Annotated in this window: 29 protein-coding genes and 1 riboswitch; of the genes, 11 read left to right on the forward strand and 18 right to left on the reverse strand. The window is 58.2% G+C overall.

All coding sequences use genetic code 11. From position 1 onward, the window contains the following. Positions 1–72 precede the first annotated feature (72 nt). On the reverse strand, positions 73–327 hold the full coding sequence (locus tag AKV04_RS13820; RefSeq protein ID WP_054006993.1) for a hypothetical protein: 255 nt from the start codon (positions 325–327) through the stop codon (positions 73–75). Positions 328–336: 9 nt separating this feature from the next. Then, positions 337–1,332, reverse strand: coding sequence for a TraB/GumN family protein (locus tag AKV04_RS13825; RefSeq protein ID WP_054007180.1), 996 nt, complete (start codon positions 1,330–1,332; stop codon positions 337–339). Between the two features lie 233 nt (positions 1,333–1,565). Here AKV04_RS13825 and AKV04_RS13830 point away from each other — a divergent pair, with 233 nt between their 5' ends. From AKV04_RS13830 to AKV04_RS13845, 4 genes are all read left to right on the forward strand, one after another. Beyond that, positions 1,566–1,853 carry a co-chaperone GroES gene (locus AKV04_RS13830; protein WP_054006994.1) on the forward strand — a complete coding sequence of 96 codons (288 nt, stop codon included), beginning with the start codon at positions 1,566–1,568 and terminating at the stop codon, positions 1,851–1,853. A 66-nt stretch (positions 1,854–1,919) separates the two neighbouring features. Further along, complete coding sequence (gene groL, locus AKV04_RS13835; RefSeq protein WP_054006995.1) at positions 1,920–3,569, forward strand: chaperonin GroEL; 1,650 nt, start codon at positions 1,920–1,922, stop codon at positions 3,567–3,569. Positions 3,570–3,656: 87 nt separating this feature from the next. Next, complete coding sequence (locus AKV04_RS13840; RefSeq protein ID WP_235815643.1) at positions 3,657–4,211, forward strand: GNAT family N-acetyltransferase; 555 nt, start codon at positions 3,657–3,659, stop codon at positions 4,209–4,211. A 293-nt stretch (positions 4,212–4,504) separates the two neighbouring features. After that, complete coding sequence (locus AKV04_RS13845; protein ID WP_162232878.1) at positions 4,505–4,792, forward strand: hypothetical protein; 288 nt, start codon at positions 4,505–4,507, stop codon at positions 4,790–4,792. Here AKV04_RS13845 and AKV04_RS13850 read toward each other — a convergent pair. From AKV04_RS13850 to AKV04_RS13865, 4 genes are read right to left on the reverse strand one after another with little or no spacing between them, the layout of a single operon-like run. Beyond that, positions 4,789–5,280 (reverse strand): GNAT family N-acetyltransferase, encoded by a 492-nt coding sequence (locus tag AKV04_RS13850; RefSeq protein ID WP_054006998.1) that lies wholly within the window; start codon positions 5,278–5,280, stop codon positions 4,789–4,791. The two genes, AKV04_RS13845 and AKV04_RS13850, sit on opposite strands and share 4 nt — an antisense overlap. Continuing rightward, positions 5,267–5,764: a GreA/GreB family elongation factor gene (locus tag AKV04_RS13855; protein WP_054006999.1), complete on the reverse strand. Its 498-nt coding sequence runs from the start codon at positions 5,762–5,764 to the stop codon at positions 5,267–5,269. Before AKV04_RS13855 ends, AKV04_RS13850 begins: the two co-directional genes overlap by 14 nt. A 9-nt stretch (positions 5,765–5,773) precedes the next feature. Next, on the reverse strand, positions 5,774–6,226 hold the full coding sequence (locus AKV04_RS13860) for an NUDIX domain-containing protein (protein ID WP_054007000.1): 453 nt from the start codon (positions 6,224–6,226) through the stop codon (positions 5,774–5,776). A 39-nt stretch (positions 6,227–6,265) separates the two neighbouring features. Beyond that, entirely contained in the window at positions 6,266–7,156 is an 891-nt protein-coding gene (locus AKV04_RS13865) for a DMT family transporter (protein ID WP_054007001.1), read from the reverse strand. Between the two features lie 77 nt (positions 7,157–7,233). Continuing rightward, positions 7,234–7,366, reverse strand: a riboswitch (FMN riboswitch). A 108-nt stretch (positions 7,367–7,474) separates the two neighbouring features. Here AKV04_RS13865 and AKV04_RS13870 point away from each other — a divergent pair. From AKV04_RS13870 to AKV04_RS13880, 3 genes are all read left to right on the forward strand, one after another. Next, positions 7,475–8,200: an esterase/lipase family protein gene (locus tag AKV04_RS13870; RefSeq protein ID WP_082351649.1), complete on the forward strand. Its 726-nt coding sequence runs from the start codon at positions 7,475–7,477 to the stop codon at positions 8,198–8,200. A 3-nt stretch (positions 8,201–8,203) separates the two neighbouring features. After that, positions 8,204–8,611 carry a low affinity iron permease family protein gene (locus tag AKV04_RS13875; protein WP_054007002.1) on the forward strand — a complete coding sequence of 136 codons (408 nt, stop codon included), beginning with the start codon at positions 8,204–8,206 and terminating at the stop codon, positions 8,609–8,611. Positions 8,612–8,799: 188 nt separating this feature from the next. Next, on the forward strand, positions 8,800–10,113 hold the full coding sequence (locus AKV04_RS13880) for a caspase family protein (RefSeq protein WP_162232879.1): 1,314 nt from the start codon (positions 8,800–8,802) through the stop codon (positions 10,111–10,113). An 87-nt stretch (positions 10,114–10,200) separates the two neighbouring features. On the opposite strand, the gene AKV04_RS13885 is transcribed toward AKV04_RS13880, so the two are convergent. The 3 genes from AKV04_RS13885 to AKV04_RS13895 form a co-directional block, all read right to left on the reverse strand. Further along, on the reverse strand, positions 10,201–11,271 hold the full coding sequence (locus tag AKV04_RS13885) for a 5-(carboxyamino)imidazole ribonucleotide synthase (protein ID WP_054007004.1): 1,071 nt from the start codon (positions 11,269–11,271) through the stop codon (positions 10,201–10,203). Continuing rightward, positions 11,264–11,746, reverse strand: a complete 483-nt coding sequence (gene purE, locus AKV04_RS13890; RefSeq protein ID WP_054007005.1) for a 5-(carboxyamino)imidazole ribonucleotide mutase — start codon at positions 11,744–11,746, stop codon at positions 11,264–11,266. The genes AKV04_RS13885 and purE overlap by 8 nt, the downstream gene beginning before the upstream one ends. Before the next feature lie 110 nt (positions 11,747–11,856). Continuing rightward, a complete protein-coding gene (locus tag AKV04_RS13895; protein ID WP_054007006.1) occupies positions 11,857–12,075 on the reverse strand; it encodes a YdcH family protein in 219 nt (72 codons plus the stop codon). Between the two features lie 203 nt (positions 12,076–12,278). Here AKV04_RS13895 and AKV04_RS13900 point away from each other — a divergent pair, with 203 nt between their 5' ends. Then, a complete protein-coding gene (locus tag AKV04_RS13900; protein ID WP_054007007.1) occupies positions 12,279–12,692 on the forward strand; it encodes an Hsp20 family protein in 414 nt (137 codons plus the stop codon). Between the two features lie 12 nt (positions 12,693–12,704). Next, complete coding sequence (locus tag AKV04_RS13905) at positions 12,705–12,932, forward strand: DUF1150 family protein (RefSeq protein ID WP_054007182.1); 228 nt, start codon at positions 12,705–12,707, stop codon at positions 12,930–12,932. A gap of 3 nt (positions 12,933–12,935) precedes the next feature. Here AKV04_RS13905 and AKV04_RS13910 read toward each other — a convergent pair whose 3' ends face one another. Both AKV04_RS13910 and trxB read right to left on the reverse strand, forming a co-directional pair. Then, on the reverse strand, positions 12,936–13,469 hold the full coding sequence (locus AKV04_RS13910; protein WP_054007008.1) for an NADPH-dependent FMN reductase: 534 nt from the start codon (positions 13,467–13,469) through the stop codon (positions 12,936–12,938). A 5-nt stretch (positions 13,470–13,474) separates the two neighbouring features. Beyond that, a complete protein-coding gene (gene trxB, locus AKV04_RS13915) occupies positions 13,475–14,422 on the reverse strand; it encodes a thioredoxin-disulfide reductase (RefSeq protein WP_054007009.1) in 948 nt (315 codons plus the stop codon). A gap of 184 nt (positions 14,423–14,606) precedes the next feature. Here trxB and AKV04_RS13920 point away from each other — a divergent pair, with 184 nt between their 5' ends. Continuing rightward, a complete protein-coding gene (locus AKV04_RS13920; RefSeq protein WP_054007010.1) occupies positions 14,607–15,107 on the forward strand; it encodes an Lrp/AsnC family transcriptional regulator in 501 nt (166 codons plus the stop codon). A gap of 444 nt (positions 15,108–15,551) precedes the next feature. Here AKV04_RS13920 and AKV04_RS13925 read toward each other — a convergent pair whose 3' ends face one another. From AKV04_RS13925 to lgt, 4 genes are all read right to left on the reverse strand, one after another. Continuing rightward, positions 15,552–15,710 carry a hypothetical protein gene (locus AKV04_RS13925; protein ID WP_156317534.1) on the reverse strand — a complete coding sequence of 53 codons (159 nt, stop codon included), beginning with the start codon at positions 15,708–15,710 and terminating at the stop codon, positions 15,552–15,554. A 136-nt stretch (positions 15,711–15,846) separates the two neighbouring features. Then, positions 15,847–16,596 (reverse strand): peptidoglycan editing factor PgeF, encoded by a 750-nt coding sequence (gene pgeF, locus AKV04_RS13930; protein WP_156317535.1) that lies wholly within the window; start codon positions 16,594–16,596, stop codon positions 15,847–15,849. After that, on the reverse strand, positions 16,596–17,645 hold the full coding sequence (locus AKV04_RS13935; RefSeq protein WP_054007012.1) for a class I SAM-dependent methyltransferase: 1,050 nt from the start codon (positions 17,643–17,645) through the stop codon (positions 16,596–16,598). The genes pgeF and AKV04_RS13935 overlap by 1 nt, the downstream gene beginning before the upstream one ends. Further along, the gene (lgt, locus tag AKV04_RS13940; protein ID WP_054007013.1) at positions 17,642–18,532 is read right to left on the reverse strand and encodes a prolipoprotein diacylglyceryl transferase; all 891 of its coding nucleotides are present in this window, start codon (positions 18,530–18,532) and stop codon (positions 17,642–17,644) included. The genes AKV04_RS13935 and lgt overlap by 4 nt, the downstream gene beginning before the upstream one ends. A gap of 132 nt (positions 18,533–18,664) precedes the next feature. On the opposite strand from lgt, the gene AKV04_RS13945 reads away from it, so the two are divergent. After that, positions 18,665–18,910 carry an accessory factor UbiK family protein gene (locus AKV04_RS13945; RefSeq protein ID WP_054007014.1) on the forward strand — a complete coding sequence of 82 codons (246 nt, stop codon included), beginning with the start codon at positions 18,665–18,667 and terminating at the stop codon, positions 18,908–18,910. 240 nt (positions 18,911–19,150) lie between these two features. Here AKV04_RS13945 and AKV04_RS13950 read toward each other — a convergent pair whose 3' ends face one another. The 3 genes from AKV04_RS13950 to AKV04_RS13960 form a co-directional block, all read right to left on the reverse strand. Continuing rightward, positions 19,151–20,686, reverse strand: a complete 1,536-nt coding sequence (locus AKV04_RS13950) for a hypothetical protein (RefSeq protein WP_156317537.1) — start codon at positions 20,684–20,686, stop codon at positions 19,151–19,153. Between the two features lie 444 nt (positions 20,687–21,130). After that, complete coding sequence (locus tag AKV04_RS13955; RefSeq protein WP_054007016.1) at positions 21,131–23,764, reverse strand: DEAD/DEAH box helicase family protein; 2,634 nt, start codon at positions 23,762–23,764, stop codon at positions 21,131–21,133. After that, the gene (locus AKV04_RS13960) at positions 23,761–25,701 is read right to left on the reverse strand and encodes a DNA methyltransferase (RefSeq protein WP_054007017.1); all 1,941 of its coding nucleotides are present in this window, start codon (positions 25,699–25,701) and stop codon (positions 23,761–23,763) included. The genes AKV04_RS13955 and AKV04_RS13960 overlap by 4 nt, the downstream gene beginning before the upstream one ends. Between the last annotated feature and the right edge of the window lie 128 nt (positions 25,702–25,829).

Below are 25,829 nucleotides of genomic sequence, written 5' to 3' on the forward strand. Positions count from 1 at the left end.
CGGCTTATAGGGGCAGGGGGGCGGATTGTCACGGGGTCGCAAGGTCGCGGCCCCCCGCAAACGCAGGGTAGGTTACTGCCACTTGCCCGGATCAATTTCCGACTGGCAGCCATAGGGCGGCAGGGTTTTATCGCCGAAATGGACCTTCAACCGGGTGCAGCCCCAGTCCTGCACGAAACCCGGCATCATCTGATGCAACTCGATGCCCACCTCATCAAACGGATCAGGCGCACCTGTGGTGTTGTTGACCCAAGCATAATAGCGATAGCCGCCGGTGCCGAGAGCGGCGAGGGTTACGACAACCACAAGCATCAGCAATCGTTTCATAACAAACCTTTATGGAGTAAGCGGTAGCCGGGTGATCGTGTAGCCGTCATCCTGCAACAGCTTTAACACGCCCTGATCGCCCGAGAGATGCAGCGCGCCGAAAGCCGCCAGCACCGGACCTTTCGCGGCTGCGGCTTCGATCACCGGGATCCAAGACTGGTTGCGGTCGTTCATCATCAGCTTTTCCATCACTGCAAATTCACGCTCGACCCGTTCGGGGGCGAAACCGGGCATTTGCAGGGTTTGCAGCTTGGAAAACTCCCAGATCAGCCGTCCTTCTTCGGCGAAATAGGCGTCGGCGAGGGTGACGGCCATATCGGCGGATTTGTCTTCCAGCGCGAGGGCTGAGGTGATCATGTCGAGTTGCTCGGGTTGCGACATATCGCCGAAAATCGAAAACAGCGTGTCGTAGGGCTCCAACGCCTCAACGGGCAGGCCTTGCGCGGTGGCGGCTGCGATCAGTTGCGAGTCTAAGCCCTCGGGCATCGCGGCGAGGTCCATGCTGCACGGGGGCATCGCCAAGAGGACCGAGACATACCACGGGCGGAATTTCGCGATCATGAAACTGGGCACACCGCGCGCCGAAGCCGCATCGCGCAGATGTTGCCAGTCTTCGGGCGAGAGCACTTCGGGCAGGGTGGGGCCATCGGTATTGACGATCAAGGATGGGTCGTCGGCCATGCGGGCTTTCAGCGATTCCTGCTCTTTCGGGCCAGCCTCCACCAGCAAGACCTTGGCCTTGGCCAATGCGGGCGCAAGCGCGGCCAGCGCAGAAGCATGGCGCGGGTCGTCGAAGTGATAGGTGCCAACGAGGGTGATTTCCTCGGCCCCTTTGGTCGCCAGCCATAAATTGCCGACGGCGAAGGGCTGTTTTGCGGCCTCGGCACGCAGGGCGGTTTGCGCCTCAGGCGTGAGGGCTGTGATCAGGTTTTGACCCTTGCACTCGGCCAAGGCGGGGGCGGTAAAGGCCAACAGGGCCATGACTATAGATAAAATTTGGCGCATGGCGTCCTGCTTTTGGAGGTAGGACAAGGGTTGCATTTTGCAGCTGCAAGGCCAAGCCCGAACCATGCAGCCAAGGCGGAAGTTAGCTGCCGATCTGTTCACCTGTCGCAAAAAATTTGCGCAAGCGGGTGTTGACTGTAAGGGGCAGAGGGCCTAACTCAAGCGTCGTTAGCACTCAGGGAATACGAGTGCTAATCTTATTCAAACCTGGAAACTCAAGGGAGTGTAACCAGATGGCATTCACACCGCTGCATGACCGCGTATTGGTCCGTCGTATCGAAGGCGAAGACAAAACCAAGGGCGGCCTTATCATTCCAGATAGCGCCAAAGAAAAACCCGCTGAAGGCGAAATCGTCTCGGCAGGTCCGGGCGCACGCAAGGACAGTGGCGAGCTGATCGCACCGTCGGTTAAAGCCGGCGACAAGATCCTGTTCGGCAAATGGTCGGGCACCGAAGTGAAACTTGACGGCGAAGATCTGCTGATCATGAAAGAAAGCGATATCCTCGGGATCATTTCCTAAGGCATAGGGCTCGGGCCTTCGCCCTGAGCCCGCTTTCCAATCCAACCGATTAGAGGAGTTTGCACCATGGCTGCAAAAGACGTACGTTTTGAGTCCGATGCCCGCGACCGCATGCTGCGCGGCGTGAACATTCTGGCTGACGCTGTCAAAGTAACGCTTGGCCCGAAAGGCCGTAACGTTGTGATCGACAAATCCTTCGGCGCTCCGCGCATCACCAAAGACGGTGTGACGGTTGCCAAAGAAATCGAACTGGCGGACAAGTTCGAGAACATGGGCGCGCAAATGGTGAAGGAAGTCGCTTCCCGCACCAATGATGAGGCTGGCGACGGCACCACCACCGCAACCGTTCTGGCACAAGCGATCATCAAAGAAGGCATGAAAGCAGTTGCTGCTGGCATGAACCCGATGGATCTGAAGCGCGGCATCGACATGGCGACCACCAAGGTTGTCGCGGCGATCAAAGCGGCTGCTCGTCCGGTCAAAGACACCGCAGAAGTTGCACAAGTGGGCACCATCTCGGCCAACGGCGAAGCTGAAATCGGTCGTCAAATTGCTGACGCGATGCAGAAAGTCGGCAACGAAGGCGTGATCACTGTTGAAGAAAACAAGGGTCTGGAAACCGAAACCACCGTTGTCGAAGGCATGCAGTTCGACCGTGGCTATCTGTCGCCCTACTTCGTCACCAATGCTGACAAGATGATTGTCGATCTGGAAGACGTGCTGATCCTGCTGCACGAGAAAAAACTCTCGTCGTTGCAGCCGATGGTTCCGTTGCTGGAAGCCGTGATCCAATCGCAGCGCCCGCTGTTGATCATCTCGGAAGATGTTGAAGGCGAAGCGCTTGCGACCCTCGTGGTCAACAAGCTGCGCGGCGGTCTGAAAATCGCGGCTGTGAAAGCTCCGGGCTTCGGCGACCGTCGTAAAGCCATGCTGCAAGACATCGCCGTTCTGACCGGTGGTCAGGTGATCTCGGAAGATCTGGGCATGAAGCTGGAGTCGGTGACCATCGACATGCTCGGCAAAGCCAAGAAAGTCTCGATCACCAAAGACAACACCACCATCATTGATGGCGCTGGCGTCAAGGCCGAGATCGAAGCCCGCGTTTCGCAGATCCGCACCCAGATCGAAGAAACCACTTCGGACTATGACCGCGAAAAACTGCAAGAGCGTGTGGCGAAACTGGCTGGCGGCGTTGCTGTCATCAAAGTTGGCGGCATGACCGAAATCGAAGTCAAAGAGCGCAAAGACCGCGTTGACGACGCTTTGAACGCGACCCGTGCGGCCGTGCAAGAAGGCATCGTTGTTGGCGGTGGTGTGGCTTTGATCCAAGCTGGCAAAGTGCTCGAAGGCTTGGTTGGGGCAAACCCGGACCAGACCAACGGCATCAACATCGTCCGTAAAGCATTGGAGGCTCCGCTGCGTCAGATCGCACAGAACGCCGGTGTTGATGGCGCTGTTGTGGCTGGCAAAGTCCGCGAGTCGACCGACCTTGCGTTCGGTTTCAACGCGCAGACCGAAGAATATGGCGACATGTTCGCATTCGGCGTGATCGACCCGGCGAAAGTCGTGCGCACCGCGCTGGAAGATGCAGCTTCGGTTGCATCGCTGCTGATCACCACCGAAGCTATGATTGCTGATCGTCCGGAGCCTAAAGGCGCTGGCGGCGGCATGGGCGGCGGCATGGGCGGCATGGGCGGCATGGACGGCATGATGTAATCATGCTTGCATGATTTAATCAGCCATTCAGGCATGTTAGGGAAAGGGCGCTCCGGTTGGGGCGCCCTTTTTCTTTTGGAGACCGCTGTGGTGATCGGACCGGATACTGTCAGAGAGATGCGGGCGGAGGAGCAAGCGGAAGTCGACGCGCTGCTGCGTGCGGCGTTTCCGACCGGGGACGAAGCCGATCTGGTGATGAAGCTGCGCAGCGATGGCGTGATGTGGGTGGAATTTGTTTCGCATTGGCAGGAGAAAATCGGCGCTTATGTCGCGATCAGTCGGATGACCGCCCCCGCAGGCTGGGGCTGCGTGGCCCCGGTGGCGGTGCGGCCCGAATGGCAAGATGGCGCGCTTGCGCCGATGCCTGCCCTGACGGGGCAGTATCGTTTAGGTTCGCGTTTGATGGCTTGGCTACCGGAACTGGTGCGGGTAAAGGCCTCCCCGAAATGGGCTGATAAGGACTTTCCCAGCACTTTGGTCGTGGTCGGCAAGCCGTCGTTCTACGTGCGCGCCGGGTTTTCGCAGGCGCGGGCGGCAGCTTTGATCTCGGAATACCCGTTGGAATACACCCTGATCGCGCGGCCGGGAGATGATGTGCCGACCGACCGGCTGATCTATCCAGCGGCTTTTCCGGGGTTGTGACGCGGTTGGTCAAGGCCTCGCCGCCGCCCGTCGTTACAGGCATGATCTGATCGCGCGGCGTGCCGCCGCAAGATCTTTTAGCGCTTACGCGCGGTGGGCGCTTGCCACGGGCGGCTGGGATGCGGTGACGGTATAGGGCGCTCTGGATGGAGGGCGCAGGGGCGCGGTGCCGCGCCTTTTCTTTTGCCAAAATGCCTGTGTTGTGCCCAGACTTCGCCATTCCAATCCTGAAAGATTTTGACATAGCCGATCCTGCAAAACAGGCAAAAACCAACGCCTATGTGGTGAAAGGCATGAGCATCGTGCTGCTGTTCGGGGCGTTCAATGCCATCATGATCACGGCGGATGAGTATGATCCCGAGACGCTGGTCTGGATGAATCTTGGGCTGGATGTTTTGATCACCGCGCTGCCGGGGGTTATTTTAACGCAAGTTGCCAGATTGAACGAACCCGGCGGGCTGAAGGCCGCGGCACTGGTGTTGGGGCCGCTTGGCCTCATCGCCGGGCTGACCAAACTTGCGGCGCGGTTCTCCAGCGATCATGGCTGGCGGACCGGGCATTTCAGCTATGCGCTGAGTTAAGCGCCCAAAGGTTTCGCCAAGCGGTGCATAATGTGGCCGGTGTCTGGGTTATGTCCGGTGACGCCCGTGGGGGCGAAGCCCATGCGGTGCCAGAACGCGCGGCCGCGCGGGTTGGCCTCTAACACGGCGAGATAGAGGATTGGCGATCCGGCGGCGCGGGCGCGGGATTCAGTCTCGGCCAGCAAGACTGGCCCGGAACCGCTGCCACGCAGGCGTGGGGCGAGCAGCATCAGGCCGAGATAGGCATCGCCGGGGTTGGGGAAGCCGAAAGACAGTTCGGCTATTCCGCTGAGTTGGCCGTCATCGAACAGTCCAAGCCGATGACTGTGGGCTGGGTCGCAGTTCGGGGGTGTGTCGGTGAAAAACGCGGCGGCCTTTTGCGCGGGGTCGCAATGGCCGTCGGCGAGCAGCCAGTAATCTTGCGCCTCGGTTTGCAGTGTGGTGAGGATGGCGAGGTCGCGGCTTGGGTCTAACTTACGGATCAGCATGGCTTATTCTCAGGACTTCCAAAGTGACGGCACCGGAGGGTTTGCGCCATATGACCTCATCCCCCACCTGTGCGCCGATCAACGCGCGGGCGAGTGGCGATTGTGGCGCGATGCGGTGCAGCGGGGCGTCAGCTTCATCCTCTCCGGTGATCTCGTAGGTGGTCTGCTGGCCGTTGTGGTCTGCAACGGTGACGGCCAAGCCGAAAGCGACTTCGGTGAGGGGCAGGGTGGTGGGGTCAATCAAGAGAGCTGTGCGCAGGCGGGCCTCGATGTAGCGGATGTCACGCTCGGCGGCGGCTTCGGGGAGTTTATCGAGGCGCTCGGAACGGGATTTCAAGGTGGCGAGTGTGGTTTGCAAATCGCGCAGGCGCGATTGCAAAGCGGTAAGGCCGCGCGGGGTGACGTAGTTTGGATGTGGCGACAGCGGCAGATCGGGGAGGGGGTCGAGGTCGCCATCGCCTTCTTTGACGAAAGCCCTACTCATGCAAGCGGCTCATCTGACGATGACTTCCAGCGGGTCATAGAGGATGCCCTCGCCCCATGTGGTGGCAATCAAGCTGTCGGGTTTGAAGCGGATGCGGCCTGATTCCAATTCAGCCCGGCTGAAAAACCGCCGCTGGGTGACGACGCCTTCGGGGTCGCGCCAACTGGCGTTGATCGCGCCTGCGGTGATGGTGCAGCGGAAGAAGATATCGACCTGATGAAAGCCTGACACCGGATCGTGGAATTCATTGATCAGCGCAGGCGCGCCGACGATGACAGAAAGTCCGGTTTCTTCATGCACTTCGCGGGCAAGATTGGTGGGCAGCGAGGTGCCGGATTCCACGCCGCCGCCCGGCGCGCACCACAGATCAGAGCGCGCGCCGGGATAGGCGTTGACCAAGAGCAGCCGATCCTCATGCAAGATCAGCGCGCGGGTGGCGAGGCGGGTGGGGCGTTTGGACATGGCGTTAGGCTGAAGCCCCCGTGCCGCAAGGTCAAGGGCCTATACCGCAATGGGATGGTTTTGCCCCTGCCGTTCCGACCACAGCAGATACATCGAGCCCGCAAGGATGAGGGCGACGCCCAACCAATAGGCACCTTCCGGCGCGAAATCCAACACCAGCCAGCTGACCGCGATGTTGGAGAACAGCTTCAGATCGTCAAACGGTTGCACAAACCCCGCATCGGCGGCAGCGTAAGCCAAGGTCAGGAAATGCTGGGCGGCATACATCACCGCGCCGCCAAGGATCAGCAGCGCGAGGATGCTGCCGGTTGGAATTTCAAACCCTGCGTGCAGCGAGAACAACCCATTGATCGGCGTCAGCAACAGCAAAAGCCATAGGGTGATCGCGGTTTGCGGCTCGGTCGCGGTCAGCCGCTTGGTGATCAGCGACGCCCCGCCCCAGCAGATCGCGGCGGCAACGGGATAGAGCGTGGCGAGGGTCAACGCGCCCTCCCATGGTCGCAACAGGATCATCGCACCGCTAAAGCCGATCAACGCCGCCAGCCAGCGGTTTGCCGCCACCCGCTCACGCAGCAACAAAGCCGCCCCGATCATTACGAAAAACGGTGAGGTCATCACCAAGGCCACCACATGCCAGGGCGCCATGCCAGCAGCAAACGCTTGGGTGAATGCCTGCACCCCCAGCACCGACAACACGATCCGCAAGCCATGCAGCCAGGGATGTCCAGTTTTCATACTCGCCAGCCCCTGTCGCCAAATGAACGGCAACGAGAACAGCGTCGCGATGGCATATTGCCAGAACGCATCCGATTGCGGCTTGAAGCCCATCTTATAGGTGACGGTCCAGGTGATCGCATTGGCCGCCGCAAAGGCCATCCCCGCCAACACCATAAAGGCAGCGCCCTTCAGCGGAATATTCGTCTGATTCATGTCTGTCCTCCTTCAAGACCAACATCAATCAGGGGGACATGACACGCCAACACCCCCCGCAAAACGGTTGAGGCTGCGCGCATTCTCTTGCATCCGGACTATACCGTCGGCCCCGGAGTTACACCGGATCTGCTGACCCCAAGGCCAAAGCCAAGGGCGCTCGCGGGCTATACCGCCGGTGGGGATTTTCACCCCGCCCTGAGAATGCCCGGAACGACCCGGACACGCAATTTCTACCAGCCACCCGCGCGGACACAAGCCGCAAACCCCGCTTGCCCTGCACATAAGATGCGCTTTAATGCCTGCATGAGAAAAGCGATGGTTTTTATCCTATTAGCGGCGTTTGGACAGAATGACCCCGCTCTGGCCGATTGTGTTGTCCTGTTGCACGGCCTTGCACGCACCGAAACCTCATTGGTCGCGATGCAGGCCGCATTGGAGGCCAAGGGCCACCTTGTGATCAACGAAAGCTATCCCTCCACCGCAGCCCCGATTGCCGAACTCGCCGCCGGAGTAGGCAGCCGCGTCGCCCAATGCCCCCAAGGTGCGAAGGTCGATTTTGTCACCCATTCGATGGGCGGCATCCTTGCGCGCTACTGGCTGGCCAGCCACAAGCCCGACCAAATGGGCCGCGTTGTCATGCTCGGGCCACCCAATCACGGCTCAGAACTGGTCGATACGTTCGGTGAGATCGGCGCGTTTGAGTGGATGAACGGCCCCGCTGGCTTGCAACTTGGCACCGACCCCGGCGCTGTGCCGCAAGAGCTGCCAAAGCCGGATTACCCCGTGGGCGTGATCGCGGGCACGCAATCCTTGAACCCGATCACCTCGGTGGTGATTCCCGGCCCCGATGATGGCAAGGTTTCGGTCGCCAGCACCCATCTCGCGGGGATGAGTGATCAGATCGAACTGCCCGTAACCCACACGTTCATGATGCTGAACCCGGTTGTGATCGCCGAAACCCTGATCTTTCTGGACACCGGGCGCTTTGATCATAACCTCAGCTACACCGATGCGCTGCGCATCGCTTTCAACAAGGAATAACCGATGGCGAAGCTGGGATATGCCGGGCTTGCAAAGGCAGTGTCGCGGTTCTGCGGACGGCCCAGCACCTTCATGCTGGCCTGCGGGGTGATTGCCGTCTGGATCATCACCGGACCGTTGTTCGGCTATTCCGACACGTGGCAGCTGGTGATCAACACCGGCACCACGATCATCACCTTTCTGATGGTGTTCCTGATCCAGAATACCCAGAACCGCGACACCCAAGCCATTCAGCTGAAACTGGATGAGCTGATCCGCGCCACCAACGGCGCGCATAACGCCTTGCTCGATCTGGAAGAGTTGGACGAAAAGGCGCTGGAAGCCTTCCGCATCCGCTATGAATCCTTGGCCCGCGATGCGCGCAATCTGCAACTCAGCGGCGGCATTGATACAGACTCACCCGAGGCTTAAAGCGGTTTGTGGTTTATCTGACCCAAACGCATCGCCATGCGCGCAGGTCTGGGCGCGCATGCTGAGTAAACATCACCGCAAACCGCTCTGGGGGACGGGAAATCCACACCGTGCCTGCCCAACAGAAGACTTTGCGAAAAGCGGGTTCTCGGCTAAACTACAAGCACATTTGAAGAATGGTTGTGCTGATGTTTGATCGACTCTCGCATTTTCTGCGGCTTTGCCTGTTTGGCATCTTGGCGCTGGCGCTGCTGCCAGCGGCTGCGGAAGCTGCGGGCCGCAAACTGGCGTTGGTGGTCGGCAATCAGGCCTACACGGTGCTGCCGGGGCTGAATACGCCCGTTGAAGATGCCCAAGGTGTGTCAAACGCGCTGCGCAATCTGGGGTTTGAGGTGACTTTGCTCACCGATGTTGGCCCTGCGGTGTTTCAGGCGGTGCTGGGCACTTTTGCAGCACAGGTCGATGAAGCCGATACGGTTTTGTTCTTCTATGCGGGCCATGCATTTCAGAAAGACGGCGTCAACCATCTGGTGCCGGTCAATGCACGGCTGGCCGATGCCAAGGCGTTGGATACCGAGACTTGGCGGCTGGATGACATTGCCAAGGCCCTGAAAGGCAAAACCAATCAGCTTTTGCTGTTCGTCGATGCCTGCCGGGATAATCCTTTGCCAGAAGCGGTGCGCGCGGTTGCCGAGGCGGGCGGTTTGGCGCAGTTTGACGGTGGCGCAGGCACCTTTGTGGCCTTTGCGACAGCGCCGGGGCAGGTGGCTTGGGACAAAACCGAAGGTGCTGTGAACAGCCCGTTTACCGCCGCATTGCTCGCCCATATCGCCAAGCCGGGGCAGAATATTTCCGATCTAATGATCGCGGTGCGCAATGACGTGGAAACCGCCACAGGTGGCAAGCAAACCCCGTGGGAGCAATCCTCGCTGCGCGAGCAGTTCTTCTTCGTGCCGCCGGTGGAGGTTGCACCTGTCGCCGAAGAAGTGCTGCCTGAGTTTGAGGTGGTGGCGGACCAGAACACAGCGCTTGCGCCTCCGGGTGGCATTGCAGTGATTGGTCAAGGCGTGGGCGATGATCAGCTGGCGTCTTTGGAAAGTGACACCCGCAGCCTGAATGCGCCTTTGCCCGAGAATTTGGCTTTGGGCGTGCAGACCGAACTCGACCGCATCGGCTGCTATGGCATGCCGGTGGATGGCGATTGGGGCAACGGCTCGCGTCGCGCGATGGCGGCGTATTATGACGCGAAAAAGGTCGCCCCCGGCGAGATGGAGCCGAGCGAAGCGGTCTATCGCGCGCTTTTGGCCGAGCCGGAGAAGACCTGCAACAAGCCTGCCGTGGCGGTGAAATCGGCCACGAAGACCACGCCGAAAGCCACCACGAAGAAATCAACCACCAAAAAAGCCGCGGCCACCACAACCAAGAAAAAACCCGCTGTTGTAGCGCCGGTGAAGAAAAAGCCGACCTGCAAGTTTATGGTGATCGCAGTGGTGTGTTCCTGAGCCATACTCAAAGCTTAACAAAGTGTGAATGACACCCTGTTAAGTCCTTGATTTCTCTCTAGTGACGGCTGTGTCCACGCGTGGACACTAGGCCTTTCGGATCACCCGATTGACATGCCCCATCTTCCGCCCCGGCCTTGCCTCGGCCTTGCCATACAGATGCACCGCGCAGTCGTTTTCTTTCAGAAGATCCGGCAACCGATCCATATCGTCACCGATCAGGTTCTCCATCACCACATCCGAATGTCGCCCGCCATCACCCAGCGGCAGCCCCGCCACGGCCCGGATATGCTGCTCAAACTGATCGACAGCACAGCCATTCTGCGTCCAATGCCCCGAATTGTGGACCCGAGGGGCTACCTCATTCACGATCAATCCGGTTGGGGTGACAAACAACTCCACCCCCATCACGCCGACATACTCCAGCGCGTTCAATATCCGCGCCGCCAGCAAGATAGCATCCGACCGCATCGAGGCTGACAATTTGGCGGGCAGGGTGGTGGTGGCCAAGATGCCATCCTTATGCACGTTCTCGCCCGGATCGTAGCAGGCAACCGAGCCATCCAACCCCCGCGCCGCGATCACCGAAACCTCGTGGCTGAAGTCGATGAAGCCTTCGAGCACGCAAGCCGCCCCCGCCATGCTGGCATGCGCCTCGGCCGCATCCGAGGCGGTCTTGATCCGCGCCTGTCCCTTGCCGTCATAGCCGAGCCGGGTGGTTTTCAAGATCGCAGGCACACCAATCTTTTCAATCGCGGCCTCCAGATCGGGCAGGGTCTGCACGGCAGCGTAGGGGGCACAGGTCAGGCCGAGGCTGGTGAGGAAGTCTTTCTCTAGGATACGATCCTGACTGATCGCAAGGGCGCGGCGATTGGGGCGGATCGGGCGCAGGGCCTCTAAGGCGTCAAGGGCGGCGGTGGGGATGTTCTCGAACTCATAGGTGATCACATCGACCGAGGCCGCGAATTTTTGCAACGCGGCGATGTCGTCATAGCTGGCGCTGGTGACGGTATGTGCGACATCGGCGGCGGGCGGGTTCTGGCTGGGTTCAAAGATGTGGGTCTTATAGCCGAGGCGCGAGGCCGCAACCGACAGCATCCGGCCCAACTGACCGCCGCCCAGAATACCGATTGTCGCGCCGAGGGGTAGGTTATTCATCCTTCGGCTCCTCTGGGATCGAGGCCGACAGGGCCTCGCGCCATGCATCCAGCCGTGCGGCCAAAGCCGGATCATGCAGCGCCAGAATCCCGGCTGCCAGCAGGCCCGCATTGGCGGCACCAGCGGCACCGATGGCCATGGTGGCAACCGGGTAGCCCTTCGGCATCTGCACGATGGAATACAGGCTATCGACGCCCGACAAAGCCTTGGTCTGCACCGGCACGCCGATCACCGGCACGCGGGTTTTCGAGGCCATCATACCGGGCAAATGTGCAGCCCCACCCGCGCCTGCGATGATCACCTGCAAACGACCGGCCGCTGCTTTACCATAGGCCCAAAGCCGGTCGGGGGTGCGGTGAGCCGAGACGATTTTCGTCTCATACGAAATGCCAAGCTGATCCAGCACAAGGGCCGCTTCTTTCATCGTCGGCCAGTCAGACTGGCTTCCCATGATGATCCCGACATCAACAGACATTGGCGCCTCCGGCTGTTTGCAAGCGCTTCATAGCAATGCAGGCGGGGGAGGCAAGGAAAAGCCAGCGATCTGGCAACGCGGGCGTCGGTTTTAGCCGAGGGCGTGGCAGATCAGGCGATGATATTCGGGATCAGCAGATCTTCAATCCGCACGATCTGGTCCTTCATCTGCAATTTCTGCTTTTTCAGCCGCCGCAGCGTCAGCACATCAAGACGGCCTGCGGTTTCCAGCGCATAAACCGCCTCATCCAGATCGCGATGCTCGCGCCGCAGCACTTCCAGCTTCACGCGCAGCATGTCTTCAAAGTTCATCTCGGAGGAGGCATTCATGGCAGGATCGAATCCAGTCTTTATGGCTTGGCGTTAGGATACAGTGATTCGCCTGAAATCGGCGGAAAATCTCTACATCAGGCTTTAAGTTTTCTTGGGCAATCCACCACTTGCGGGCTTGCGCCGCTGCCCCCATATTCAAGGGGTCGGGTGCCGCAGTCTGGGCCCGGCTTCAATGTCGCTTGTTGCAAAGGGCATCGGTCATGACGAAACTTACTTTTGGTTCGCACCCCTTTCTGCTGGGGTTTGAACAGCTGGAACGGCTGGTCGAGCGCACCGCCAAAACCGCCTCGGAAGGCTATCCGCCGTTTAACATCGAGGCCACCTCCGAGAACACCTACCGCATTACTTTGGCCGTTGCTGGCTTTCGCGATGAAGATCTGGCGATCACTGTTGAGGATCGTCAACTGGTGGTGCGCGGACGGCAAAGCGATGATCTGGGCGAGCGGGTGTTCCTGCATCGCGGCATCGCCGCGCGGGCGTTTCAACGCTCGTTCGTTTTAGCCGACGGGGTTGAGGTGGCAGGCGCTGATCTGGACCACGGGCTGTTGCATATCGACCTGCGCCGGATGGTGCCCGACACCATTGTGCAGACCATTCGTATTGGCCGCAAATAAGGAGAGATGATGATGGATGTGAAATTCGAAGCATTGCCCGAGGCGGAAAACCGCATCGTTTATGTGCGCCCCATCGCGGTGGAAAGCCTGCCGGAAAAGGTGCGGGCGCAGATCAACGGCATGAAAACCGTTTATGCCGTGCATGGCGAGGATGGCGAACAACTGGCTTTGGTCGCCGACCGAGCCCTCGCGTTTTCGCTGGCGCGTCAGCATGATATGGCACCGGTCAACGCGCACTGAGGCTTAGCCGGGGCGGTCAGCCTCGGCGATGAAATCCGTAAACCGCGCCAGAAATGCCAGTAGGGCGGCGCGGTTTGTGGGCTGGGCCATATGGGCGGCCACCTCGGGCGGGGTCAGCTTGCCCAAGGGGAAGCGCGCGAATATATCGGGCGCGAAGCGATCTGACACGGTGGCGAGCACGCGACGCAGATCGGCCAGAACATCCTCCCCCCGATGCGAGGCGTGCAACAGGGCGATGGGTTTGTGGATCAACTCGGGCCGCGACACCAACCAATCCAACGCATTTTTGAAGGCGCCGGGCAGGGCGTGGATATATTCCGGGCAGGCGATGATGAGGCCGTCAACGCTGGCGATGGCTGCGGCGAAGGCTAGCACTGGGGCGGGGGTATCTGCCTCAAAGTCGGGCGAGAACAGCGGAAAGTCGGCCATATTTTCATAGAGCGTGACAGTTTGCGGGGCCGCTTCGGCCAAAGCCCGCAGCAATGCGGTGTTGGTCGAAGCGGAGCGCAGGCTGCCCGAGATGGCGAGCAGGCGCATCGCGCCTATTGCTCGGATTGCTCTTGCAGCCAACGTTCGGCGTCGAGTGCGGCCATGCAGCCCATCCCGGCGCTGGTCACCGCTTGACGGTAGATGTGGTCTGTCAGATCGCCCGCCGCAAACACGCCCGGAATGGCGGTGCGAGTGGAGCCTGCCTCAATCTGCACATAGCCGCCCTCATGCAGCGGCAACTGGTCTTTCACCAGCTCTGAGGCGGGGGAATGGCCGATGGCGACGAAGAAGCCGTGGCAGGGCACGTCTTTGACTTCGCCGGTTTTCAGATTGCGGGTGCGGACGGCGGTGACGGAAGTGGGGGCGTCAGAGCCCAGAACCTCGGTGACTTCCGAGTCCCACAGCATTTCGATCTTCGGGTGCTTGAACAGACGGTCCTGCATGATCTTCTCGGCGCGCAGGGTGTCGCGGCGGTGGATCAGGGTGACCTTGGTGGCGAAGTTGGTGAGGAACAGCGCTTCCTCCACCGCCGTATTGCCACCGCCGATCACCACCACCTCTTTGCCCCGATAGAAGAAACCGTCGCAGGTGGCGCAGGCCGAGACGCCGAAGCCCTTGAACTTTTCTTCCGACGGCAGACCCAGCCATTTGGCTTGCGCACCCGTCGCCAAGATCACAGCATCAGCGGTATACGTGGTACCGGAGTCGGATGTGGCGGTGAAGGGACGGCTCTGCAGATCAAGGCTGGTGATGTAGTCGGAGATCACTTCCGCTCCCATCGCCTCGGCATGCGCCTGCATCCGCACCATCAGATCGGGGCCTTGCACATGGGTGTCACCGGGCCAGTTTTCCACCTCGGTGGTGATGGTCAACTGCCCGCCGGGTTGCAGGCCTTGCACCAAAATGGGCTCCAGCATGGCGCGGGCGGCATAAACCGCCGCCGTATATCCTGCGGGGCCGGAGCCTATGATCAGAACTTTACTGTGGCGTGTCGTGGTCATGGCGCATCCCCGGAATCGTGTGGAGCTTGATATATGCGTTGCCCGTGCGCGGGGGAAGGGCTGGCAAACGCATGGCGGAATTGTGCGGCGCGTGGGTGTTTTGCGAAAATATCTTGCGCGGTTGTGAAAGAATGTTGCGCAGGGTGGGGCGTAGGCATAGATACAAGCCAAAAAGGAGGCCCATATGGCCGGCAGCAAACTTGATCCGATTGATCGTCGCATTCTGGCGGAATTGCAGGCGGATGGTCGGATGACCAATGTGGAACTCGCCAGCCGGGTGGGGATTTCAGCGCCGCCCTGCCTGCGTCGGGTGCGCACGCTGGAGGAGGCGGGCTATATCAAGGGCTATCACGCCGATATTGACGCACGCGAGATGGGGTTTGAGGTGCAGGTCTTCGCGATGGTGCGGTTGCAAAGTCAGGCCGAGGCCGATCTGTCAACCTTTGAAGGCCGTTGCCGCGCGTGGCCGTTGGTGCGTGAATGCCATATGCTGAACGGTGAGATTGATTTCATTCTGAAATGCGTGGCGCCCGATCTGTCGAGCTTTCAGTCGTTCCTGACCGAACAACTTTTGAAGGCCGAAAATGTGGCGAACGTGAAAACCTCGTTGGTGATCCGCTGTGCCAAGGACGAGCCGGGACTGCCGTTTGATGTGCTGGAAGCGCGGTTGGCGAAGCACGCCTAAACTGGTAGGCGGAGGCGTTTTCTGAAGTCAGAAAACGTGCCGAATTCTGCGACAGAATTCGGTTTGGTGGCCAGCGGTCTGCACAAATGTTTAGGCGGCCCCTTGATGGTGTCAGAGCACACCAGGGCCGCCTTAACTGAGCATCATCCGCAGCCCGACATTTGCCGAACTGGTGCGCCGAGGGGGGAGCCTTTGAGGGGTCTTACCACGCCCGCCACCGCCTGTTTTCACAGAGGGACATCTGTAAGGCCAAACATGGCGGAAACACGCCCTGTTGTCAAAGTTTATTCTTAATTGATATGAAGTTATGACGCGATCTTCATGTTGTTGCCGTTATTGTTCACGCTGGGGATGTAATGCGACGATTGTGCGCTGAAAATGAAAAAAAGCCGGGGGTTGTCCCGGCCTTTTTTTTGCGAATCGGGCCCGAGTTGGGGCGATTGATCAGTGAGCAGCCTGCGCGCGCGGCTTGGCGGCGGCGGCTTTCAGTGCCAGAGCCATTGCCTCGGGGCGGCGGCGTTGGCCGCGAGCCCACGGCAGGGCGACTTGCGGCTCCGCGCTTGCGGCGATGGCGGATTTCATCCAGCGGGGTTGTTTCTTCATGGCCTTGTCCCTTGCAGGTTTGTTCATGCGTTGGAGACAATCTGACGGATCTTTGCGGCAGGGTTTGGGCTGGAAACAGTAGGGATTGAGGTAACTTTGTGCGGCATTATGGTGAATTGTGGCAGAGCCGACGGCTTTACAGACGGATCACTGACAACAGGCGGCCATAGTCGGCCTCATGCGCATGGGTGGTGCGGCGGTAGGAGTAGAATCGCGAGGCATCCGAAAAGGTGCAGTGCCGCGTCCATTCGGCATGACCGACGTCAGCCGCGCGCAGCCGCCACAACCCATAGCCGGGCAGGTCGAACAACATCCGATCACCTTGGCCTTGGGCGAAGAAGCGGCGGGTTTCGGAGTCGTCGTCGGTGAAGGCTTCAAAGAACTCGGGGCCAACCTCATAGGCGGACTGGCTGATGCAGGGGCCGATTACGGCGGCGATGTTGGCGCGAGAGGCGCCCAAAGCCTCCATCGCCACAACGGTTGCTTCCAGAACACCGTCTTTCGCACCGCGCCAGCCAGCATGGGCGGCACCGATCACCCCCGCCTTCGCATCGGCGAACAGCACGGGCTGGCAATCGGCGGTTAGGATGGCAAGGCCAAGGCCGGGGGTGGCGGTGACCATCGCATCGGCTTGCGGGCGCACCCGCAGCGGCGTTGTGACGTGCAAAGCATCGGGGGAATGGACTTGGTGGACCGAGACGAGATGATCGGGGGCAAGATCCAGCGCTTCGGCGACGCGGGCGCGGTTGATCGCCACCACTTCGGCTTGGTCGGTGGAGCCCGTGCCGCAGTTCAGCCCGGCAAAAATCCCTGAAGAGGCTCCACCCTTACGGGTGAAAAACCCGTGGCGGGGGGCAAGGGCGTCGGAGGTGATGATTTCCAGCATCAGGCGAATCCGGGGGGCTTGGGGGCGTGGGAGGGTGTGATGGCGAGGGCTTTGAACAACCTTCCCATTTCCTCGGGCGCGGTCAAGCGGTGCGTGGCGGCATTGTGCTGGACGAGGGCATCTCCGGTCAGTTTTAACCCCAGTTGGACGGCGCGCTTGCGGATGCCAAGCGCGGTCAGAAGCTGGCCTTGCGTGGTGTAGGCATGGGATGTGCAGGCCGCGGCGAGGGCGGCAAAATCGACATGGGCGGTCAGATCGGCTTCGCCGGGTTCCACGAGGGGATCGGTAAAGCTTTGGGCTTTCAGCGCTTGGAATGTATCGCCGTGCGAGGTCCAATCGCCGTAGTCGAGGATCAGGGCGGCACCGCCATGGGTCTCAATTTGGGCGGCGATGGTCTGCATGATCGGGGCGGCGGCTGGGCAGATTTCGACGATGTCGCCGGGTTTGGTGTCGGTAAGGCGATGGTCCAGCTGAGAAATTGCGGCTGGCGCGGATTTTCCCATCGTCAGCTGGCCGTTGCCGACGCCGATCAGGGTTTCTTCCCAACCTTGGGGAGCCTTGGTGAACTGCCGGATCGGTAGGGCGTCGAAGAATTCATTGGCGAGCAGGTAGAGCGGGGTTTCGCCGGGGGCGAGGTGGTCGGCCCATTGCACGGTGTGGTCGGCTAAGGTGATGCGCTGGCGTTTGCGCAGGGTGGCGGAGGCTTCCACCAGCAGCACCTGCGCTGCGACGTGGAAGCCCGGAACACGTTTGGTGGCGCGCAGAACATCGGCCATCAGAGTGCCGCGACCGGGGCCGAGTTCGGCAAGCGTGAACCGCGTAGGCGCGCCTTGGTCGAGCCAAGTCTGCGCAAGGCAGAGGCCCAGCAGCTCGCCGAACATCTGGCTGATCTCGGGCGCGGTGGTGAAATCGCCAGCAGCGCCGAAGGGGTCGCGGGTGGAATAATAGCCGTGCTGGGGATGCAGCAGACATTCGGCCATATAGTCGGCGAGGGTGATCGGGCCTGTCGCCTGAATACGCTGGATCAGCAGTTCGGCGAGGGGAGTCATTTGGGGTTTGCTGGGGCGGGTTTGGCTTTGGCGATGAACCAGACGCCAGCGGCGATCATCGGGATCGTTAGGATTTGGCCCATGGTCAGGCCATAGCCTGCGACGTGCAACGCCAAGCCCAAGGGATTGCCGTCCGAGACGAATTGCGCATCGGGTTGGCGGACGAATTCGACCAAAAACCGGGCGATGCCGTAGCCTGCGAAGAACAGGCCGGCGATCTTGCCGGGGGTTTTCAGCCAGCTTCGCCGCCAGATCAGATAGCTGAGGACGACCAGCAGCAGCAGGCCTTCAAGTGCCGCCTCATAAAGCTGGCTGGGGTGGCGGGCGCATATGGTCAGAACACCTTCACAAGTCTGCGCGGCTTCCCCGGGAAAGGCGACACCCCAGGGCAGATCAGTGGGGCGGCCCCAAAGCTCTGCATTGACGAAATTGGCCAAGCGCCCCAGCAGCAGGCCGATCGGGGCGACGGCGGCCATCAGATCGGCCAGCGGCAGCATTGGAATTTTCTCGCGCTTGCAAAACCAGATACCCGCGATAGCCACGCCCGCAAAACCACCGTGGAACGACATCCCGCCCTCCCACACCCGCAGGATTTGCAGCGGGTTTTGCAGGAAATGGTCAGGTTGGTAGAAGATCACATAGCCCAGGCGCCCGCCGAGGATGACGCCGAAGATCACCCAAGTCAGCAGGCGCTCGACCGCTTCGGGGGTGAGTGGCGGCGGCCCCGACCACAGCCGCGGCGTGTTGATCATCCAAACGATCAGCTTCCAGCCCGCAAGCAGGCCGACGATATAGGCCAAAGCATACCAGCGCAGGGTCAGCGTCATCGGCCCCAGCGGGATCGAGAAGATATCGGGCGAGAGGTTCGGGAAGGGGATATAGGACATTGGGCTTCCTGCGATTTCCCCCGCGTTGTCGGCAAGCGGCGGGGCGATGTCAACGTGGGATCGCGGCAGATCGCCATCTTGTGCATGGGGCTTTGGCGGCTCATATAAGGCTTAAGCGAAAGGAGGCCCCAGATGACGGCCGGAAACAAATTCTTCGACGATATGTCAAAGCTGATGACCAATGCGATGGGCGTGGCGCAGGGCGCCAAATCCGAAGCCGAAACCGCGATGAAGGGATTCGTCGACCGCTGGCTTGCCGACCGCGATTTCGTCACCCGCGAAGAGTTCGACGCGGTGCGCACGATGGCACAAAAGGCCCGCGAAGAAAACACGGCCTTGGCGGCCCGTATTGCAGCGCTTGAGGCAAAGCAGGGCTAAGGCATTGGGGCGACCAGCCCCACTTCCTGCCTTTTTCTGCAATCACAAAAGCAAATGGCCCACCAAAAGGCGGGCCATTTGCTTTGGAAGTTTCCCCAGATTTACTACCCGGAAGATTTGGTGGAGCCAGGGAGGAGCTCTACCAAAAACTTAACCCATTGACCGTAATCGACTTTCAGGTGTGCGTTTCTGAATTTGTCGCACCTTTGTGCCTCACCATGAGGGAAAGCCGCCGTGCCGTCAATCCTTATCGTTACCAGTAATGAGTAGGCCCCCTTGGGGGGATACTCCCTTCCCTAATGCATTTTCCTTTGCGTTTCCGCTATAGTCAAACCAGTCTTGAGTGCGTCTCAAATACCCAAGTTCTGTCATTGCAGTCAGTTCATTTGAAACAACCTCGTACTGATCTAGATTCCCATCTGTTGGGACGTAACTGTCTATAATAGTTGAGTATTTTGTATAGCTGGGGATGCCAAACTGTTGCTCGAACACCTTAACCATGATGTCTCGTAATTCATCTTTGAGCTTGTAATGCACGATGAAGCTGTCGTGTACCGGAAGGCAGGGATAGCCCATGTCGGCAAACCGCATCATGATCGTTTCCGCCATGCAGCTATCATGGAACTGCAAGGAAATTCCGATACCAGAGCCAAAATGCTCTTGTAGACCGGGAAAGCTTTTGATGACATGCCGCCTGAAGACCGCCCATGTCATGCCTGTTAGTTCTTCAGAAAACAATTCATTGGGTTGTACCTTGTAGATTGAACCCGCGTTCAACAGAGCGTTGAAGGTCAATTTGACACACGACCTCAAGTCTCTGTTTTTACTACCATTGAGGCAAGCGGCATAGGGGTCTTCAGGTATGGGAAAGCCTTTGCGAGCTAGCAACATGGCGCAATGCAGGCCCGAGTAATCCACTTCCACAGTCGGCTTGCCGTCAATGATGATGTAAGGCCTAAACCGCTTGGGAAGGCTCTGCCACCACCCCCCGTAGAACCGCCCTCCTTGTTCCCAGCTACTATTGTTGAACACGCGGTAGAGGGTTCGTGCACTCAAGTCTATTGCGCGGTATTCCTTGTCTTTCGGCTTTGCTGCAAGGTGATCACTTTGCAAGTACTGCCCGTCTGCTAAAAGCTCTTCGTCTGTCCGTTCAAGGTCGTACCAGTGCCGCGACAGATTGGCGTTAATCCTTTGCAGTTTGGCTCTCGCATCTTCCGCAAAGGGAACGTTGCCGTATGGAGCTTCATCTTTCTTCGCGTTTCTGAGAATGATCCCTTCTGCCTCAGGGTTCCGCTCCAAATGGACGGTGCTGGCCCTCAGGTCTTTAAGGAGCTGGAAGAGGCCCCCTGAAAGCCGATATCGCCTTGTCTTGCCCGTCTCACCGCCTTTTGGGGGAAGAAAATGGCCGGATGTTTCGATGTACCCTGCGCATTCAAGAAGTGACACAGCTTGCCGGAGCGCAGTTGGTGTCTTGAAGTTGGGAACGTAACGGGACGCTAACGCTTCCTGAAGCCAAGTCTGCCCAGTAGGTATTCCGACTACATATTCCGGCCACGTCAAACGAGCACGAAACAGGTCCAAAACTATCGCATCAACACACTTTATGTAGTTGTCCTGAGATTTTGCATCCCGCGCGCGCTGCCTTGCCTCGATCACGTCCAACTCAGTGTAAACCAGTGTCAGGCAATGTCGGATGCCCTCGTGTCGGGTTGTCCAGTTGGGGTCCAAGGGTCTTGATAACTTATTACTTAGGGCTTCATTGATCGGGTTTGTCACGGCGTGTCGCTCCGGTAATTAGAGACGTTGCAGCGTGAACCCTCCTATACGGGGATGTCGCGGAACACGGCAGTTTCTGTCTGGTCCTTGAAGGGTGCCGGTAGGGGGGAAATCGACTTCTCCCTTTGTCTATGATAGGTCCACGAAGATTTTCAGCATTTTTCTTTGCGGCTCCCGCGAACCTAGCGGGGGGCCACTCCGTTACCGCGCCGACAATTCCAGCCCCCGCATAGAGCGCGCCAGAGGCCCCACAGGCAGGCTTCCCAGCGGCAAAGCACCCACATGCCCCCGCAGCCGGAAGGTGCCTCTGGCGGGTCATCTGCGGGTCATACCAAGAGGCGGAAAATTGGACAAATCTGCAATGACCCGCCTCCCTCGCGGACCACTTGCGAAAGCAAAGGTAATTGATAGCCGGGATGACAATCGCTGACCGCATCTTGTTTGCTACGCTCCAACGCTCTTAATGAACTCGGTTTCGAATGATGCCTTCAGCGCAGCCTCATCATTAAAGAATGGAAGGCCATACACCTTGTATTCCCTGTCTTGGAACACTGTTTCGAGGCGCGCTTCCGATGCGATGGTCTTGAGGAAGTCCTCTTTCCACTGATCATCAGGCCAGAACTTCTTGCCCTTTGGTTCAATGAACAACTGATAGATTGTTGCCTTAGCTTCTTTGGTCTTTCGAAGAAACAGAAGGAAGTCTGGTTCAAAAGCCTGCCCATCCTTAAAGGAGTAAAGGGTCAAGGCTTTCTCGTTCCTGATCAGGTAAAACTCTTCGTACAGTTCGTTCAGCCGTTGAGCATGGTCATTCAAGTGACGTATGAACAGCTTTTCCTGATCAGTTCCAAAGCTGTCTTCGAACACATGCCAAGGCTTTGACGCAAGGTCGATCTGATCCAAACCGGGAATCTTGCTGTCTTTCCAGCCCAAACCTGTCTCGCCCTCAAGTCGCAGCTTGAGGGTCTTGTCGGTAAACAAGTCTTTCAAAGCATGCGGCTTGAAATCTTTCGTTCCAACATAGTCTATACTCTCGCGCCTGATATCCGCTTCGATCTGGATCAGCACGAATTGTGCGACTTGCAGCTTTTGTTGTGCAGTTAGATTGTCCAGTTCTGCTGGTAAGCCCCGAACCTCCACTTTGACGCCACCAAGATAAGCCGTATCGCTCAGAAATATTGCCAGACTGGAAAGCGCAGGGAAGTATTGGCGCAACTTTGCAAAGTGGAAGAAGTCGTTTGCATCACAGGCGAAACGCAGGATGGATGTGCCAAACGATATAAGGTCAAGCGTCCTACCCTCTGGTTCGGCAGCTTTGGCTGCTCCTGCTTTAGCCCTTGTATCAACAAAAGCTGATGCCTCAGTGACCCTACCCGTCAATAGGGCTGGAAACACAAAGTACTTTTCCACCTTGTAAGAACCAAGTCCAACAACACCTTCTCGCGCATTTTTCACTCTGTCATTCAGCCAAACCCTCTCGGACTTGTAGAAATCGGTCGCTTTGAACGTGTCTTTCAGGCGTAACGAAGCCGTCCGTGTATTGTCGTCAATCATGCCCGTTTCGCGCAGGGCGTTGCGGATATCCTGAAGGTACTTTGGATTGTGTGAGCAATGATAGTGCAGCTCCTCCAAGATACGGAGCGGGCTGTCTAAAGCACTGTCAAACTTCCTCTTTTCCCGTGCAGCATCCGGTTTGTCAGCACTGACAAACGGAAAATACCGCGCTCCCCTCCCGATAAGTTGCGCTTCGGCCATTGTCGTCTTGCCGACCTTGTTATCTTTGCCGTCGCGCGTGTCATAAAGACGTACAATGTCGAAAAGGTTCAGAACGTCCCAACCTTCGTTCAACTTATCTACCGCAAAGATCGTCCGGATTTCGTTGTCCCGGTCTTCCAGCGCGTTCAGCTCGATCTGCCGTTTCTCCAAGTCTTTCGGATTGTTGACATTCACAACTTTTTCAGGTGCGAAATCGCCCTTCAACTCTTTGGCGAAGTCGTCCGGCAACACTGCGCGCTCATCAAAGATATAGGTGAAAGCGCGGTTCAAAGTGATGTCGTCTTTGGACGCAACCGTTGCTGCCCGCAGCCTAAGAAGTTGTTCACCTGTCAGAGCCTCAACCAGCTTTGTGAAAGCCTCTTCGTTCTCTGTTGATCCCGCGATTGTCTTCGACTTCATCAACACCACGGGTTTGCAGTGCAGGCTATGCGCCTCGGCCACTTTGCGTCGGTACTGGCTCAGTACTATGGCTTGAAGCATGCGTTCCGCAGGGGGCAAGTCTGCTTGCCGCAGCTCAATGTCTTTCGAGTATCCATCTTCGCGGAAACGGCCCAAGGAATAGTCATAGATTATCTTGTCGTGATACTTGGCCTTGATCGCTTCGTTGGTCAGATCAACGGTCGCCGTAAATTCCAGCAACATGTTTTCGGCATGTTGTTCAAAGATGCCTCGAACCGTCTTTTCCCAACTTACCTTTTCTTCCTCTTCCTCACCCGTCAGCGCCTTCTTGGTTTCGGCGTTCAGGTGATGGGCTTCGTCGGAAATCATCACCACTTTGTAGTCGCTGAAATCTTCGATGGTGACAGCGTTTTCTCGTGGGTCGTTGATACGGCTTTGCAGACCTTGAATAGTGGTGAAGTGGATGTTGATCACGTCCTGACTGGCCGCGTCAAACGTATCCACCGACCGAACCTCTACCAGTTTGTCATCAATCCTGATCTGAGAGGCGAACAGGTACTTGCTGGAACCGGGGTTCAGGAAGTTTTCCTTGGTCTTTTCAATGATCTGAGTGGAGTTCACAAAGAACATGAAATTGCGATAACCGCGCCTGTAAAGGTCAAGGATCAGCGCCGCCATGATCACGGTCTTGCCGCTACCCGTCGCCATATGGAACAGCAGATGTGGGTTCTTGGGGCGACCCTTGAAGTCTTCGACAAAGAACAGGAACCGTTCCAGCGCCTGTTCCTGATAGGGGCGCAGGGTGATCTTGGGCGACAGGTTGTCGCGCAGGTCAGCCGGGATCACCTTCGACAGAAATCCCATTTCTGAGGCGACTGTTAGCTTGTCGTTCAGGCTTTGGGTCATTCCGCAACCCCATAGAAGGCGCGGGTGGCCTTGGCGTCTTCCTCGCTGATCTGGAAGGCTTCATCACCCAATGAGCCAAGGTTGACGTACAGATGGTTTGCATCAAGGCAATCCATCAACACGTGCTTCTGATCGGCAAGGGGAAGTGCCGCGAAGTCCTTGGTGTCGAATTTCGTCAGGTCGATGTCGTGCCGCAGATAGCCTGTTGCCTGCATGGCGTCGTAGACAGCCAGCAAAGCCGCTGTGTCCACCGCATCGGTGATCTGCGCCGCGAAAGATACGTTGAATGACGCGAGTTCGGCATAGATGAAGGAACCGCCGCCGTTCCACGCTTGGGCCTTAGAAATCCCGCCCGGTTCACCTGCAAGAACCTTTTTCAGACGCGCAGATGTAAGTTCTTCGATGTAGTCCATTTGCTCAACTGCTATCCAGCGCCGTCGCATCTTTTGTGCAACGGCAGCAGTCGTTCCCGAACCAGCAAAAAAGTCGAGAACGATTTCACCCTCGTTGGTTGCAAGGTGTACTATGCGCTCGATCAGCCTTTCAGGCTTCGGTGTGAAATCCGAAGCAAGCTCAGCACCGACCAGTGCTATGAGTTCCTTGGTTGCCTCTTCATTCGAACCAGCATCGGTATGAGGCCACCATGTCCATGACTGAATGCCAGTCTCTTCCTTTAGGAATTTCTTTCTGCGGGGCTTGTTTGATCCATCAACCCCAAACCAAATTCTGTTGTCCTTGAACAACTCAAGGTATTCCGCTTCAGTCTTTTTCCAGCAGTACCCGTCCTCGGGGTAGTACTTTTCACCTGATGGCGTCGTGATCCAATACATTTGATTTTCACGGCCAGCTTTGCCGTTTTTCTTCTTGTTCTGTGCTGTGAAGTCCCTGTGGACCCACGCTCCCCTGCCGTCCTTGTCGAGGTTTTTGTATTCTGCGCGTTGCTTTTCAGTCAGTGGCAAGCGGTTCGCCTGCTCTTCAAACAGCGTCTTCACCGTGCCGTTGGCGCGTTTTATTGTGCCCAGCGTCCGGCCATAAACAAGGATGTTGTCGTAGCCGTTCCCTAGCACCACCCTGTCATCCGGCGAAGTGCGCTTCTGCCAAGCTATGTGTGCGACAAAATTCGCCCGCCCGAAGACTTCATCCATCAAGACCTTGCAGTAGTGAACTTCTGTATCGTCCAGAGTGACGAAAATTGCCCCGTCACGCCGAAGCAATTCCTTTGCGACCTCAAGACGGCTACGCATGAACGCCAACCATGTAGCGTGATTGAAACGGTCATTGTAGGAAAAACCATCGTTCCCTGTGTTGTAGGGCGGGTCAATATATATCAGCTTCACGTCGCCCTTGAAGCGCTCTTTCAGTGAGTGCAGCGCTACAAGATTGTTCCCCTTGATCAGCAAGTTGTCTGAGACTTGAAACTCCCCGACAGGCTTTGCCTTGCCCGCCTTCACCGCGTCTGCGTCCCAGCGTTCCCAACCCGTCAGCACCTTGGGTTCAAACAACCGTGTGATGTCATCGGGGGCAAGGGTGGTGTTCCAGAACACCTCGTCGCGGCCTTGATCCTCTTTGGTCATGCCGCCTTCCAGTACGCAATCCTTGTAGGGCCATGACAGCACCACATCGCGCGATTGGCTGATGTAGTCGCGCCCCGTGGTCAGGCCGATCCGGTTGCCGAAAGCGGTGTAGCTGTCAGGCAGGAAAGCCTTGTTCGACACAAAGTCCTGAAACCGCACCTTGTCGAACACCAGCGCCCCAGCGACTTCGGTGAAGAAGTGCGCCTTGATTGGTTCGGATTGCAGGAGCAAGGCCAACAGTTTCGGGTCCATCTTAAGCGCGGCCTCGATCACCGCGTTCTTCAGAATCGTACCATCCGAAATGAAGGTCTGATCCTGTTGAAGAACGGTTTCCAAGTCTTGCAGAAGGTTCTGTTGCGCCATGCTTTTCGATCTCTCGCCGTCACTATGTTTCACTGATTTTCAATAGGTAGGAATGGGTTAGGAAACCTGCCTTGCCGCACCATCGCAGATTGAGTACTATCTTGCTAGGTGCCGCCGTGCCAACTTCC

Origin of the sequence: Cypionkella psychrotolerans (assembly GCF_001294535.1) — a bacterium.
GTDB lineage: Bacteria > Pseudomonadota > Alphaproteobacteria > Rhodobacterales > Rhodobacteraceae > Cypionkella > Cypionkella psychrotolerans.

Bases quoted from the DNA above. Each gene is read 5' to 3' on its own strand.
- AKV04_RS13820 (WP_054006993.1), bottom strand. From the start codon at position 327: ATGAAACGATTGCTGATGCTTGTGGTTGTCGTAACCCTCGCCGCTCTC.
- AKV04_RS13825 (WP_054007180.1), bottom strand. From the start codon at position 1,332: ATGCGCCAAATTTTATCTATAGTCATGGCCCTGTTGGCCTTTACCGCC.
- AKV04_RS13830 (WP_054006994.1), top strand. From the start codon at position 1,566: ATGGCATTCACACCGCTGCATGACCGCGTATTGGTCCGTCGTATCGAA.
- groL (WP_054006995.1), top strand. From the start codon at position 1,920: ATGGCTGCAAAAGACGTACGTTTTGAGTCCGATGCCCGCGACCGCATG.
- AKV04_RS13845 (WP_162232878.1), top strand. From the start codon at position 4,505: ATGAGCATCGTGCTGCTGTTCGGGGCGTTCAATGCCATCATGATCACG.
- AKV04_RS13850 (WP_054006998.1), bottom strand. From the start codon at position 5,280: ATGCTGATCCGTAAGTTAGACCCAAGCCGCGACCTCGCCATCCTCACC.
- AKV04_RS13855 (WP_054006999.1), bottom strand. From the start codon at position 5,764: ATGAGTAGGGCTTTCGTCAAAGAAGGCGATGGCGACCTCGACCCCCTC.
- AKV04_RS13860 (WP_054007000.1), bottom strand. From the start codon at position 6,226: ATGTCCAAACGCCCCACCCGCCTCGCCACCCGCGCGCTGATCTTGCAT.
- AKV04_RS13865 (WP_054007001.1), bottom strand. From the start codon at position 7,156: ATGAATCAGACGAATATTCCGCTGAAGGGCGCTGCCTTTATGGTGTTG.
- AKV04_RS13870 (WP_082351649.1), top strand. From the start codon at position 7,475: ATGGTTTTTATCCTATTAGCGGCGTTTGGACAGAATGACCCCGCTCTG.
- AKV04_RS13875 (WP_054007002.1), top strand. From the start codon at position 8,204: ATGGCGAAGCTGGGATATGCCGGGCTTGCAAAGGCAGTGTCGCGGTTC.
- AKV04_RS13880 (WP_162232879.1), top strand. From the start codon at position 8,800: ATGTTTGATCGACTCTCGCATTTTCTGCGGCTTTGCCTGTTTGGCATC.
- AKV04_RS13885 (WP_054007004.1), bottom strand. From the start codon at position 11,271: ATGAATAACCTACCCCTCGGCGCGACAATCGGTATTCTGGGCGGCGGT.
- purE (WP_054007005.1), bottom strand. From the start codon at position 11,746: ATGTCTGTTGATGTCGGGATCATCATGGGAAGCCAGTCTGACTGGCCG.
- AKV04_RS13895 (WP_054007006.1), bottom strand. From the start codon at position 12,075: ATGAATGCCTCCTCCGAGATGAACTTTGAAGACATGCTGCGCGTGAAG.
- AKV04_RS13900 (WP_054007007.1), top strand. From the start codon at position 12,279: ATGACGAAACTTACTTTTGGTTCGCACCCCTTTCTGCTGGGGTTTGAA.
- AKV04_RS13905 (WP_054007182.1), top strand. From the start codon at position 12,705: ATGGATGTGAAATTCGAAGCATTGCCCGAGGCGGAAAACCGCATCGTT.
- AKV04_RS13910 (WP_054007008.1), bottom strand. From the start codon at position 13,469: ATGCGCCTGCTCGCCATCTCGGGCAGCCTGCGCTCCGCTTCGACCAAC.
- trxB (WP_054007009.1), bottom strand. From the start codon at position 14,422: ATGACCACGACACGCCACAGTAAAGTTCTGATCATAGGCTCCGGCCCC.
- AKV04_RS13920 (WP_054007010.1), top strand. From the start codon at position 14,607: ATGGCCGGCAGCAAACTTGATCCGATTGATCGTCGCATTCTGGCGGAA.
- AKV04_RS13925 (WP_156317534.1), bottom strand. From the start codon at position 15,710: ATGAAGAAACAACCCCGCTGGATGAAATCCGCCATCGCCGCAAGCGCG.
- pgeF (WP_156317535.1), bottom strand. From the start codon at position 16,596: ATGCTGGAAATCATCACCTCCGACGCCCTTGCCCCCCGCCACGGGTTT.
- AKV04_RS13935 (WP_054007012.1), bottom strand. From the start codon at position 17,645: ATGACTCCCCTCGCCGAACTGCTGATCCAGCGTATTCAGGCGACAGGC.
- lgt (WP_054007013.1), bottom strand. From the start codon at position 18,532: ATGTCCTATATCCCCTTCCCGAACCTCTCGCCCGATATCTTCTCGATC.
- AKV04_RS13945 (WP_054007014.1), top strand. From the start codon at position 18,665: ATGACGGCCGGAAACAAATTCTTCGACGATATGTCAAAGCTGATGACC.
- AKV04_RS13955 (WP_054007016.1), bottom strand. From the start codon at position 23,764: ATGACCCAAAGCCTGAACGACAAGCTAACAGTCGCCTCAGAAATGGGA.
- AKV04_RS13960 (WP_054007017.1), bottom strand. From the start codon at position 25,701: ATGGCGCAACAGAACCTTCTGCAAGACTTGGAAACCGTTCTTCAACAG.